Source organism: Lelliottia nimipressuralis, from assembly GCF_004402045.1.
GTDB lineage: Bacteria > Pseudomonadota > Gammaproteobacteria > Enterobacterales > Enterobacteriaceae > Enterobacter > Enterobacter chinensis.
Genome location: NZ_SOMG01000011.1, coordinates 98381 through 111366, shown reverse-complemented (window position 1 = coordinate 111366; position 12986 = coordinate 98381). Strand labels below are relative to the sequence as shown.

The following is a 12986-nucleotide window of genomic DNA, read 5'->3' as shown; positions in this document are numbered from 1 at the left end:
CTCCTTATACAATTCTGAAGGCGTCAACCAACACACAGCGACGCAGACGCACAAACGTACGCGCGCTGGTCACCCCTTCCCCGGTTGGCGTAGTAATGGTCATCGTGGTCCAGCCTTCTCCGCCGAGCCCAAGACCAGCAATACACGGTCCGTTCTTGACGAAAATACTGGTATCAATGGCGTTTGCCATGCGGTTCATGTTGTCGATATTGCGTGAATGCATCGCCGCCGTATGGTGACAGCCACCTTCAAGCTTGACCGCCAGTTCAATGGCTTCATCGACGCTGGCGACCCGCACGACAGGCAGCACCGGCATCATCAATTCGGTGACGGCAAACGGATGCGTCGCTGAGGTTTCGACGAATAACAGCCGCGTTTGCTCTGGTACGTTCAGACCAATCGTCGCAGCGATTTTTCCTGCATCGCGGCCTACCCAGTCACGACTGACCGTGCCTTTACCGCGCTCATCTATATTTTTCAGCAGCACAGGTTGCAGCTGTTCGGCCTGAGCCGCAGTCATTTTCACCGCATGCTGGCTTTCCATCAGGCGCATCAGTTCGTCGGCAACGCTATCCACGACGATCAGGACTTTTTCATCGGCGCAGATGATGTTGTTGTCAAACGAAGCGCCTTTGACGATCGACTGCGCCGCGCGCGCCAGGTCGGCCGTTTCATCCACCACCACCGGCGGATTACCTGCACCGGCGGCAATCAGACGCTTGTTGGTGTGCTTACGCGCGGCATCCACTACGGCTTCACCGCCGGTTACGACCAGCAGTCCGATGCCTGGGTACTTGAACAACCGCTGGGCGGTTTCGATATCCGGGTTGGCAACGGTAACCAGCAGGTTGGCCGGTCCGCCTGCAGCGACCACCGCCTGGTTGAGCAGAGTGATAGCGCGCTGAGACACGCCTTTAGCAGCCGGATGCGGTGCGAAGACCACGCTGTTGCCAGCGGCAATCAGGCTGATGGCGTTGTTAATAACGGTCGCGGCCGGATTGGTGGACGGCGTCACCGAGGCCACCACTCCCCACGGCGCATTTTCAATCAGCGTCAGGCCGTTATCGCCGGTCAGGACCTGTGGAGACAGGCATTCCACCCCTGGCGTACCGCGCGCCTGCGCCACGTTTTTGGCAAATTTATCTTCAACGCGTCCCATGCCGGTTTCTGTGACGGCAAGTTCCGCTAATTCTCTGGCGTGCTTTTCGCCCGCCTCACGTAGAGCCGCGATAGCCAACTGACGCATGGCGACGCTTTTCAACCCCTGCTGGGCCAGTTTTGCTGCCGTCACTGCGTCATCCAGGGAGGCAAAAACGCCCATTTCTTGAACGGCACTGACGGGCTGGCTGCTGTCTTTCATTTTCAGCAGCACCGCTTTCACGACCTGTTCAATATCCTGTTGATTCATGATTTTCTGCCTTATTTATGGAAGATCACCTGGCCACCTGCCACCACTTCATCGACGATGCCAATCACGCACAGATCGACAGGTGATGATTCGTTACGGTGCGCCTGACGGGCTGAGCTTCCGCTGACCAGCAGCACCCACTCCCCGGTTCCCGCCCCGATGCTGTCGATAGCAACGGCACACTGCCCGTCGGGATTACCGCAGGCATCAATCATTTCCACCATCAGCAACTTGTCGTGCGCGAGCCCCTGATGGCGTACGGTACAAACAATTTGTCCTTTGACGATTGCCAGTTTCATACGCGCCTCCGTGGCATATTTCAGGTAAAACCTCCCCCTACCCTCCGCAGAAGGTAATGTGAAAAGGAGAGAGGGTGACGCCAGCAATGAAGTTTGTGGCGTCACATGGACGACTTACATGTCGCTGCTGTCGCCTTTAAAGCTGATCGGGAACACTTCTTCCAGATCGCCATGCGGACGCGGGATCACGTGTACGGAAACCAGCTCGCCAATACGCTGTGCAGCCGCAGCACCTGCGTCTGTTGCCGCTTTACATGCCGCTACGTCGCCACGGACCATAGCAGTGACCAGACCGCCACCGATCTGCTTCACGCCAACCAGTTTCACACGTGCCGCTTTAACCATTGCGTCAGAAGCCTCAATCAGTGCAACCAGGCCCCGGGTTTCAATCATTCCTAATGCTTCCATTTTGCTTTCCTCTTAAGTCAAAGGGGTCCAGAACGGGACCTTATACAACCAGTGTGTGCGAGGCGTTCTCACGACTCACGTCAGTCTGGCGCGGCACAGCTGCCACCAACGCCAGTTCGATAATTTCCTGTACGCTACAGCCGCGAGAGAGGTCGTGAAGCGGTGCGGCAAGTCCCTGAATCAAGGGTCCAACGGCGCGATACCCTCCCAAACGCTGGGCGATTTTGTAGCCAATATTGCCTGCCTCCAGCGACGGGAAGACCATCACGTTGGCATTGCCCTTTAACGGACTGGCGGGCGCTTTTTGCGCGGCGACATCCGGAACAAAGGCGGCATCAAATTGCAGTTCTCCATCCACGATAAGCTGCGGGGCACGCTCACGAACAATCTCCGTCGCCTGCTGCACGTTAGCGACGTTGGGATGACGAGCGCTGCCATTACTTGAAAACGACAGCATGGCCACGCGCGGCTCTTCACCGGTGATCCCCTGCCATGTCTGCGCGCTGGCAATTGCAATATCCGCCAGCTGTGCGGCGGTGGGCTGCGGCACGACGCTGCAATCGGCAAACCCTAATGACGGCCCGAGGTACTGCGGCAGCATCAGGAAAATTGACGACAGCGTTTTACAGCCTGGCTGTAGCCCAATAATGCGCAAACCGGCGCGCAGCACGTTTGCCGTCGACGATAGATTGCCCGCAATACAGACGTCTGCTTTGCCCGCGCTGACCATTGCCGCAGCGAACATCAGCGGATCGTTGAGTTTTTCCCACGCATCCGCAGGCGTTTTATCTCCCGCGCGGGCCAACCAGCGCAGCGCAAACTCTTCGCGCATTGGCATGTTGCTTTGCGGATCGATAACCTGAATGCCATCCATCGCCACCCGGTGGCTGAGAGCAAACTGGCGCAGCGCAAACGGACTGGCGACGAGAATGGGACGCGCCAGACGGTGCTGACGCAGGTAATTTGCCGCCTGCAGTACCCGAATATCCAATGCATCCGGGAACACCACACGTGCAGGTGAGCGGTGGGCGAGTTGACGAGCACGTTCAATGATCATGGCTTCTCCCCCAGTCGCTGTTGAATTTGGCTAACCGTCAGCGGGTGCTTCGCAACGCTCAGAATCATCATGACGTAGACCGTACTGGAAAGGCGGTTGAGCGCCTGCATGATGTCCGGTCGCATGACTTCAAAACTACGGCTGATGAAAACCTGGGCCGCCACCGTCTCCGTTTCACGGACTTTGGTACGCAGCAGATTAAGCAGCGCGCAATCATGTCCGTGACTGGCTTCAGGCACCAGATGGTCGTGGTCCAGATAGCGCAACGGCTGATGCGAAAGGCGGTGTAAATCGTCGTCACTTAAACCGACGATAGCTTGTGCTGCCAGCAGCTCGTCCATCGCATCGGCGCGCATAATGTTGCCCAGGCGCGAACGGATATCCGAAAGCCACGGCTGCCACGGCTGCCCCAGCTCTATCTGCAACCACACGGCCAGCGCGATGGTGCTGTCCAGCGCGGCGCGAAATCCCAGGCGCGGGTCACTTTTGGCAACCATCTTGTCCGCCGTCAGATGCGTCAGCGTGTCGGGTTTCTTCACCACCGGTTGATGACACAGTTCGCAGCTGGCCTGTTGATGCGTATCGCTGCTGGTTAACCCATGAACCGGCTGCGGCTGCTGGTCTTCGTCAGCAATAAACAGGCTGCCCTGCTCGTCGATAAACTTAATGCGCAGATGTCGGCTTTCCAGTAATTCCCGGGCAGACGGCGTCAGGCGAGCGTCAGCGGGGAGATGAATTTCAGCCCCTTCGCTGAGCGTATGATTCGCTCTGAGCCATGCTTCGGTAATGAAATCCTTCATACATCCGCCTTAGCAGGACTGCCAGTTCGCAGGCCAGGCCACATACAGAAACTTCACCGTCGAGGGCGTACCAAATTCGATGCTGGAGCCTTTCGGGATAAACATCACGTCCCCGGCTTTAGCAATCATGGTTTCGCCTTCGTGACGAACGTGCAGCTCACCTTCCAGAATCATGTCGATTTCGTCGTAGTTCAACGTCCATGGGAAAAAGGCGTTATCCCACTGCATGAACCCGGCGGCCATACTGCTGCCGTCCTGGTCGGTCACCAGATCGGTTAAACCCACACATTGCGGCTGTGCGCCGTCAAAACGACCAAACTTCACGCTACTGCCGTCGATGACTTTGACGCCGCCTTTGCCGGTCACCGAGTTAAAGCCTGGCTGCATTCCGCCCTGCTCCAGCGACTGTTTCTCCTTCATGACTTTGTCCATCAGTTGGGCAACCAGGCTTTCGGTAAACTGTCCTTCCGGTAACTGTGCAATGATGGTTTCGCGAATGCGTTGGTTTTCCGTTTTGCCATCAATCACCGCAGCCGGTTTAGCAGCGGCTACGTATGGCGTGGATTCATCGCATTCGCTAATGGTGACGCCCAGCAGCTCCGCAACTTCGCGCGCCTCCGGGGTGATGATGCTGGCGCGCAGAACAACTGACATTTCCTGTTCGCCGCGTGCGTGGGCCGCACGAATATCGTTAGCTGTAATGAGTTTTTTCACCTGCCCTTTTCTCCTTTTGGCTGAGCTCAGTCAGATAATCCACCAGGTGCTGCACGCTGCGCGGGTCATGGCTATTGAGCTCAAAAATCGGCTCCTGAAACCCCATCTCGCGAAGAAGTTGTCGCGTTGCGGCGACGTCGACATCTGGCACGTCCGTTTTGCTGATAACGGCGATTTGTCGTTTACTTGCGCCAATATCCAACAGCCCGGCAGGTAAGCGACTTTCTTTATCATTTGCCGCGTGTATATAAATCAACGTATCGACATCCTGCAGCGTGGTAATCAAGGCGTGATACCAGCGCGGATGGCTAAAATATTCTCCTGGCGTATCGATATCGCCATTCTCATTAAACTCCACGGCCTGCGTTTTTCTGGCGAGGGAATAATTCCCCTGTAGCGCATTAAAGAGCGTCGTTTTTCCCGCCCCCACCGTACCGACAAACGCAATACGTTTCATCGCCGCCTCTGATTAACTTTTTGTCAGATTGCACAATGTGAAATTTAATAACCGGCCCAGACCACTTACCGTTTGTAATAACGCTTCTTCTACCGCGCCTACCGAGCCGTAGATAACCAGCGCACCACTGAATCTATCGAGAAAACCGATATGTACATCTGCCGCCTTCAGGGCTAAGTCACCGGCAATCATCGCAGTTTCCCCTGGCGTCAGCGTCATGATGCCGATGGCACCTGCTTCGGGAACGCCGATCTTTTTCGCCAGTTCCTCTCCGGGGTGTGCAATGAGATGCGCCAGCGTGACCTGTTTCCCCGGCACAAATTCCTGAATAATGCGTTCTTTTTCCATTGCTCACCGCCTCCTCTAAAACTGCCCTCATCGTGGCAATTTTTTGTCAGAGTAAATAACAAAATTCGGCAACCAGGTTTAAAAGGTGAAGTGGATCACTAAGAAAGGGAAAATAAAAAGGCGCGGGAGAAACCCGCGCCGGAAATAAATTAAAGTGATATTACAGCGGCTGCGTCTGCGCCTCCACCACCGCCAGCGCTACCATATTCACGATACGGCGCACAGAGGCTATCGGCGTTAACACATGCACCGGTTTCGCCACACCCATCAGCACCGGCCCTACGGTCACCCCTTCAGAGCTGGAGACGCGCAGCAGGTTATAGCTGATACGCGCCGCTTCCACGTTCGGCATAATCAGTATGTTCGCCGATCCTTTCAGCGGACTGTCCGGCATACGTTCGTTGCGGATGCTCTCCACCAGCGCCGCATCGCCGTGCATTTCCCCGTCAATCATCAGCTCCGGCGCACGCTCGCGCACCAGCTCCAGCGTCTGACGCATTTTGCAGGCCGCCGCGGATTTAGACGAACCAAAGTTTGAGTGCGACAGCAGCGCCACCTTCGGCTCGATACCAAAGCGGCGCACGGTCTCCGCGGCCATCACGGTGATCTCCGCCAGCTCGTCAGGGGTTGGATCGTCATTAACGTAGGTGTCGGCAATAAAGGTGTTCCCGCTCGGCAGCAGCAGGGCGTTCATCGCCCCGGCGGTATGGACGCCGTCGCGATAGCCGAAGATCTCCTGCACCACGCTAAAGTGCTCGTGGTAATCGCCGATGGTGCCGCAGATCAGCGCATCCGCTTCGCCGCGATGAACCATGATCGCGCCGATCACCGTCGTGTTACTGATGACAGCTTTCTGCGCCTGCTCCTGGGTGATCCCCCGGCGTTTCATGATCGCGTAGTATTCGCTCCAGTACTCTTTGAAGCGCGGATCGGATTCGTTGTTGACGATCTCGAAGTCGACGCCCGGCTTAATCTGCAGGCCCAGCTTTTGAATGCGCATCTCAATCACGCTCGGACGACCAATCAGGATCGGCTTCGCCAGACCTAAGGTGATCAGTTCCTGGGTGGCGTGGAGCACGCGCGCCTCTTCCCCTTCCGCCAGTACAACGCGTTTCGCGTCGGTACGTGCCTGCGAGAAGATCGGCTTCATGAACAGGTTGGTTTTATAGACAAACTCGGTGAGCTTATCGACATAAGCGTCGAAGTCCTGAATCGGACGCGTCGCCACACCGGAGTCCATCGCCGCTTTGGCCACCGCTGGCGCAATTTTAACAATCAGACGCGGGTCGAACGGTTTTGGAATGATGTAATCCGGACCAAAGCTCAGATCCTGATCGCCATAGGCTGACGCAACCACTTCGCTCTGCTCGGCATGAGCCAGCTCCGCGATGGCGTGAACGGCGGCAAGCTTCATCTCTTCGTTGATTGCCGTCGCGCCGACGTCCAGCGCGCCGCGGAAGATGAACGGGAAGCAGAGCACGTTGTTCACCTGGTTCGGGTAGTCGGAACGGCCGGTACAGATAATGGCATCTTCACGCACCGCTTTCGCCAGCGGCGGCAGGATTTCGGGTTCCGGGTTTGCCAGAGCCAGGATCATTGGCGCGCGCGCCATCTTCTTGACCATCTCCTGGGTCAGCACTTTCGGACCCGAGCAACCGAGGAAGATATCCGCGCCATCGATGACGTCCTCAAGCGTGCGCTTGCCGTCGTCTTCCACCGCATAGGCCGCTTTGGTTTCCGCCATGTTAGGCTCGCGATCTTTATAGATAACGCCTTTGGAGTCGCAGACCACAATGTTGTGTTTCTGCATCCCCAGCGCCACCAGCAGGTTCATACAGGCGATGGCCGCGGCGCCTGCGCCAGAGACCACCATGCGCACGTCAGAGAGATTTTTCTCAACCACGCGCAGACCGTTCAGAATAGCGGCGGTGCTGATAATCGCAGTGCCGTGCTGGTCATCATGGAACACGGGAATGTTCATACGCTCGCGCAGCTTCTGCTCGATATAGAAACATTCCGGCGCTTTGATGTCTTCCAGGTTGATCCCGCCGAAGGTCGGCTCCAGCGCGGCCACCACGTTGATGAATTTATCGGGATCGAGTTCGTCCACCTCGATATCAAACACGTCGATACCGGCGAATTTCTTGAACAGAACGCCCTTCCCTTCCATCACCGGTTTACCCGCCAGGGCGCCGATGTTACCGAGACCCAGCACAGCCGTGCCGTTCGAGATAACGGCCACGAGGTTGCCGCGCGCGGTGTATTTGTAGGCTGCCAGCGGGTCTTTTTCGATTTCCAGACACGGCGCAGCAACGCCTGGCGAATAGGCCAGCGCCAGATCGCGCTGGGTCGCCAGCGGCTTGGTTGGGGAGACCTGGATTTTGCCTGGGACAGGGAACTCGTGAAAATCGAGGGCACTCTGTTTTAACTGATCGTCCATCTTGTTATTCCTTTTACGTATCGGTCAGATAGTATCGCCGCAGGACAGCGCATAAACTTTGAAGGCTGCCAAACTCTCACCATCACACATTAAAAATTGTTATCAATTTATAACAGCCATGTTACCCGTCTCAAAAGCAATGCCTCCCCCGTCTGCTATGCTTTTTTGTTAAGTCCATCATGATTTTCTCAGAAGTGTGAACTAACGCACTCATCTAACTCTTTTATTTCCAAGGAGTAATTATTTATGAACCAGCTAGACGGCATCAAAAAATTCACCACCGTGGTTGCAGACAGCGGCGATATCGAGTCGATTCGCCACTATCAGCCGGAGGATGCAACCACTAACCCTTCGCTCCTGCTCAAGGCAGCCGGTCTTGCGCATTTTAGTCATCTGATTGATGACGCCATTGCCTACGGTAAACAGCGCGGGAAAACGCAGGAGCAGCAGGTCGCGGAAGCCAGCGACAAGCTGGCGGTTAATTTCGGTGCGGAAATTCTTAAAAGCATCCCGGGGCGCGTCTCAACCGAAGTCGACGCCCGCCTCTCGTTCGATAAAGAAAAAAGTATTAATAAGGCCCGCCGCCTGGTTGAACTCTACCAGGAACAGGGGATCGATAAGTCACGCATTTTGATTAAACTCGCTTCCACTTGGGAGGGCATCCGCGCGGCGGAAGTGCTGGAAAAAGAGGGAATTCACTGCAACCTGACGCTGCTGTTCTCATTTGCTCAGGCACGCGCCTGTGCCGAAGCGGGCGTGTTCCTGGTCTCGCCGTTTGTTGGCCGCATCTACGACTGGTATCAGGCAAAACAGCCAATGGACCCGTACGTGGTGGATGAGGACCCGGGCGTGAAATCGGTCCGTAATATCTACGACTATTACAAGCAGCACCGCTATGAAACCATCGTGATGGGGGCCAGCTTCCGCCGAACCGAGCAGATCCTCGCCCTGGCAGGCTGCGACCGCCTGACTATCTCCCCTAATCTGCTCAAAGAGCTGCAGGACAAAGAAGAGACGGTGATCCGTAAACTGGTGCCCACCTCTACCGTTCTGCCAAAACCGAAAGTCATGACCGAAGCGGAGTTCCGCTGGGAGCACAATCAGGACGCCATGGCCGTGGAAAAACTGGCGGAAGGTATCCGCCTGTTCGCCGTCGACCAGCGCAAACTTGAAGATCTTCTCGCCGCCAAACTTTAACCTTGCCACGGAGTGAACTATGTCCCGTAAAGAGCTAGCCAATGCCATTCGCGCCCTCAGCATGGATGCCGTGCAGAAAGCCAATTCCGGCCACCCTGGCGCGCCAATGGGCATGGCTGATATTGCCGAAGTGTTGTGGAACGACTTCCTGAAGCACAACCCCAGCGACCCCACCTGGTACGATCGCGACCGTTTTATTCTCTCCAACGGTCACGCCTCAATGCTGCTATACAGCCTGCTTCATCTCTCCGGCTACGACCTGCCGCTTGAGGAGCTGAAAAACTTCCGCCAGCTGCACTCCAAAACTCCGGGTCACCCGGAAATTGGTTACACGCCCGGCGTGGAAACCACCACCGGGCCGCTCGGCCAGGGGCTGGCAAATGCGGTCGGGCTGGCAATTGCCGAGCGCACGCTGGCGGCACAGTTTAACCAGCCGGACCACGAGATTGTCGATCACTACACCTATGTATTTATGGGTGACGGCTGCCTGATGGAGGGGATTTCCCATGAAGTCTGCTCGCTGGCGGGCACGCTGGGGCTGGGCAAGCTGATCGGGTTTTACGATCACAACGGCATCTCCATCGACGGGGAAACCGAGGGCTGGTTTACCGACGACACGGCGAAGCGCTTCGAAGCCTACCACTGGCACGTGGTGCATGAGATCGACGGCCACGATCCCGAGGCGGTGAAAAAGGCGATTCAGGAAGCGCAAAGCGTGAAGGACAAACCGTCCCTGATTATCTGCCGCACGGTTATCGGCTTCGGCTCGCCGAACAAGGCGGGCAAAGAAGAGGCGCACGGTGCGGCGCTGGGCGAAGAGGAAGTGGCGCTAACCCGGCAGAAGCTGGGCTGGAAACATCCGCCGTTTGAGATCCCAAAAGAGATCTACAAGGCCTGGGATGCCCGCGAAACGGGTGAAAAAGCACAGCAGTCCTGGAACGAGAAGTTTGCCGCGTATAAAAAAGCGTACCCGGATCTGGCCGCCGAGTTTTCCCGTCGCATGAGCGGCGGCCTGCCGGAAGACTGGGACGATAAAACCCAGGCGCTGATTGAAAACCTGCAGTCCAACCCGGCGAAAATCGCCACCCGTAAGGCCTCACAAAACACGCTGAATGCCATCGGCCCTATCCTGCCTGAACTGCTTGGCGGCTCGGCGGATCTGGCGCCCAGTAACCTGACGATCTGGTCCGGCTCGAAATCGCTGAAAGAGGACATTGCCGGGAACTATATCCACTACGGCGTACGTGAATTCGGGATGACCGCCATTGCCAACGGCATCGCCCATCACGGCGGCTTCGTGCCCTACACCGCCACCTTCCTGATGTTTGTCGAGTATGCCCGTAACGCGGCGCGCATGGCGGCATTGATGAAGGCGCGACAGATTATGGTCTACACCCATGACTCCATCGGGCTGGGGGAAGATGGCCCGACGCACCAGGCGGTTGAGCAGCTGGCGAGCCTGCGCTTAACGCCAAACTTCAGCACCTGGCGTCCGTGCGATCAGGTCGAAGCGGCGGTGGGCTGGAAGCTGGCGGTAGAACGTCACAATGGCCCAACGGCATTGATTCTGTCACGCCAAAACCTGGCGCAGATTGAGCGTACCCCTGAGCAGGTGAAAAATATCTCCCGCGGCGGCTACATCCTGAAAGACAGCGGCGGCAAGCCGGACGTGATCCTGATTGCGACCGGTTCAGAGGTGGAAATCACGGTGAAAGCGGCGGAAAAACTGACCGCCGAAGGCCACGCGGTACGCGTGGTGTCCCTGCCCTCAACGGATATCTTTGACGCCCAGGACGAGGCGTACCGGGAATCGGTCCTGCCTTCCAGCGTCGCGGCGCGCGTGGCGGTGGAAGCCGGTATTGCCGACTACTGGTACAAATATGTCGGGCTTAAGGGGGCGATTGTTGGCATGCGGGGCTACGGTGAGTCCGCCCCTGCCGACAAGCTGTTCCCGTACTTCGGCTTTACCGTTGAGAACGTAGTAGAGAAGGCGCTGAGCGTGATTTAGTGCGGCCTGCGTGCCCGGTGGCGCTACGCTTACCGGGCCTACATGGTTCGAAACGTAGGCAGGGTAAGGCGCAGCCGCCACCCGGCAAAAAGCTACCGCGTGATCCACAGCGTGGGCCAGGCATCTGGCCCGTTCCAGCTATCACAGCTGGGCTCCTCGGCGTAGCGCACCAGGCGAAAACGCTGGCCGTCAAAGCGCCAGCGCGTCTGGATCCCGCAATCCCCCATACCCCGCCCGAGCGCGAGCGTGGTCAGCTCGCGCGTTTTCTCGTCGAAGCTGGCGTTCATTAACTCCATTTCACTGCTGTCGCTTGACGGCGTAAACGGCAGACGTAGCCTGACGCTGCGGGCAGAGAAGGGTTTTTTACGTGATACCAGCCACGCCAGATCGACCGTGTTATAGGCCCCCGCCTCGCAGCTGACGATCAGCAGCGCTTTGTCATCGGTTAATGCAGTAACGCGCACTTCCCGGCGGTTAGGATCCAGCGAACACTGGCTACTGTTCATCCGCCCGGTACCATAATCCAGCAGGTCGTTCAGTTCAGCGTGGGAAAGCGGTGTTGGTGTGGGATTCACGACAGTCACTTTTTTCAGGGCGGGTGCGGGCGGCACGCTTAACGGCGGATCGTCACCTTTCTTAATCCATGCGGTTTCGCTGCCGACACGCTTTTGCTGTGCATCAATAAACAGCAGCGCTGCTTTCAAACCGCTCAGGGAAATCACCTGCTTGCCACCGCTCAGGGTGAGCGCTTTCCCTTCCTGGATGTTTTTCAGAAAGGCGGTGATGGTGGACGCATCGTCCGTTTTCAGATGCCAGGATGTGAACTGCCAATGCTGCTTGTCCAGCTTCAGGGGGACGTTATCCAGCAGCAGCCGGGGGGCAATCTCTGGCTCTTTGACAGAGGGCGTTTCAAGGCCACCGAGATCGATACGCAGCGTGGCATCCGTTTTCGCCCCGGCGCTTCGGGTGAGCGTCATGACCAGACCACGGTGTTCACCCGTATTGCGTGCAAGGCAAAAGTTCTGGTTATTGCAGGTCACCTGCCAGTCAGAAAAGGCTTGCTGAGCAGGCGCAGCCCGCACCTGCGGCGCGAGAAGCACACAAAACAGGGAAAATAAAAAGACGCTGTAGCGCATGAATGACACAATCCCGGAACGAAAACGCTTAACTGGGCAGTATCTTCGTGTTCCCGCCGGGGTTGCTCAATCGGATTTATCAGATATACCCGAAAAACACGCTATATCCGTTCGAAAGCGGTGTTCATTAACCCGGTCGTCTGTAAATACTGCAGTAATATCACTGCCTTACCATCCTTAATTTCCCCTGAACGCATCATCTCCAGCGCCCGAGAAAAGGGGAGTTCCAGCACTTCGATATCTTCATCTTCTACGCCACCGCCCCGGTGAGTGCGCTGCGCGTCGCTGTATTCCGCAATGAAGAAGTGGACGATTTCCGTCACGCCGCCGGGCGACATAAACAGCTCGAAGACCTTTTTGACCTCTCCCACTTCGAAACCGGTTTCTTCTACGGCCTCTTTGCGGATGCAGACTTCCGGCTCATCATCATCGAGCAGGCCCGCACAGCTTTCAATCAGACGTCCGTCAGGGTTGCCATTGACCCATGTCGCCACCCTGAACTGACGGATCAGCACCACGCTCTGCTTCTCACGGTTATAGAGCAAAATGGTTGCCCCGTTACCGCGGTCGTAAACCTCGCGTTTGTGTCGGATCACTTCACCGTTATTACGTGTAAGATCATAGGTGATGTTACGCAGGACAAAGTAGTTTTCAGAGAGAATTTTGTCTTTGATAACGTCAATTTTCAGGGTCATACGGGCTCCACAACACAAT

Annotated in this window: 13 protein-coding genes; 2 read left to right on the top strand and 11 right to left on the bottom strand. The window is 56.7% G+C overall.

Going from position 1 to position 12986, the window contains the following annotated elements:
• Positions 1-4: 4 nt before the first annotated feature.
• The 9 genes from E3U32_RS03780 to maeB form a co-directional block, all read right to left on the bottom strand.
• Entirely contained in the window at positions 5-1408 is a 1404-nt protein-coding gene (locus E3U32_RS03780) for an aldehyde dehydrogenase family protein (RefSeq protein WP_134347696.1), read from the bottom strand.
• Positions 1409-1419: 11 nt separating this feature from the next.
• Positions 1420-1707, bottom strand: a complete 288-nt coding sequence (gene eutN / locus E3U32_RS03775; RefSeq protein WP_134347695.1) for an ethanolamine utilization microcompartment protein EutN — start codon at positions 1705-1707, stop codon at positions 1420-1422.
• Positions 1708-1821: 114 nt separating this feature from the next.
• Positions 1822-2115 (bottom strand): ethanolamine utilization microcompartment protein EutM, encoded by a 294-nt coding sequence (gene eutM, locus E3U32_RS03770; protein WP_114680758.1) that lies wholly within the window; start codon positions 2113-2115, stop codon positions 1822-1824.
• 40 nt (positions 2116-2155) lie between these two features.
• A complete protein-coding gene (gene pta, locus E3U32_RS03765) occupies positions 2156-3172 on the bottom strand; it encodes a phosphate acetyltransferase (protein WP_134347694.1) in 1017 nt (338 codons plus the stop codon).
• Complete coding sequence (eutT, locus tag E3U32_RS03760) at positions 3169-3972, bottom strand: ethanolamine utilization cob(I)yrinic acid a,c-diamide adenosyltransferase EutT (protein WP_134347693.1); 804 nt, start codon at positions 3970-3972, stop codon at positions 3169-3171. Before eutT ends, pta begins: the two co-directional genes overlap by 4 nt.
• Before the next feature lie 9 nt (positions 3973-3981).
• Complete coding sequence (eutQ, locus tag E3U32_RS03755) at positions 3982-4686, bottom strand: ethanolamine utilization acetate kinase EutQ (protein WP_134347692.1); 705 nt, start codon at positions 4684-4686, stop codon at positions 3982-3984.
• Positions 4664-5143, bottom strand: a complete 480-nt coding sequence (gene eutP / locus E3U32_RS03750; RefSeq protein WP_134347691.1) for an ethanolamine utilization acetate kinase EutP — start codon at positions 5141-5143, stop codon at positions 4664-4666. The genes eutQ and eutP overlap by 23 nt, the downstream gene beginning before the upstream one ends.
• Before the next feature lie 12 nt (positions 5144-5155).
• Positions 5156-5491: an ethanolamine utilization microcompartment protein EutS gene (gene eutS, locus E3U32_RS03745; protein WP_024907587.1), complete on the bottom strand. Its 336-nt coding sequence runs from the start codon at positions 5489-5491 to the stop codon at positions 5156-5158.
• 160 nt (positions 5492-5651) lie between these two features.
• Positions 5652-7931 carry an NADP-dependent oxaloacetate-decarboxylating malate dehydrogenase gene (gene maeB / locus E3U32_RS03740; protein WP_134347690.1) on the bottom strand — a complete coding sequence of 760 codons (2280 nt, stop codon included), beginning with the start codon at positions 7929-7931 and terminating at the stop codon, positions 5652-5654.
• Positions 7932-8177: 246 nt separating this feature from the next.
• On the opposite strand from maeB, the gene tal reads away from it, so the two are divergent.
• Positions 8178-9128 carry a transaldolase gene (gene tal, locus E3U32_RS03735; RefSeq protein ID WP_134347689.1) on the top strand — a complete coding sequence of 317 codons (951 nt, stop codon included), beginning with the start codon at positions 8178-8180 and terminating at the stop codon, positions 9126-9128.
• A 19-nt stretch (positions 9129-9147) separates the two neighbouring features.
• The gene (gene tkt, locus E3U32_RS03730; RefSeq protein WP_134347688.1) at positions 9148-11136 is read left to right on the top strand and encodes a transketolase; all 1989 of its coding nucleotides are present in this window, start codon (positions 9148-9150) and stop codon (positions 11134-11136) included.
• A 92-nt stretch (positions 11137-11228) separates the two neighbouring features.
• On the opposite strand, the gene E3U32_RS03725 is transcribed toward tkt, so the two are convergent.
• Positions 11229-12272, bottom strand: coding sequence for a DUF1176 domain-containing protein (locus E3U32_RS03725; RefSeq protein ID WP_134347687.1), 1044 nt, complete (start codon positions 12270-12272; stop codon positions 11229-11231).
• A gap of 101 nt (positions 12273-12373) precedes the next feature.
• Complete coding sequence (gene nudK / locus E3U32_RS03720) at positions 12374-12967, bottom strand: GDP-mannose pyrophosphatase NudK (RefSeq protein WP_134347686.1); 594 nt, start codon at positions 12965-12967, stop codon at positions 12374-12376.
• Between the last annotated feature and the right edge of the window lie 19 nt (positions 12968-12986).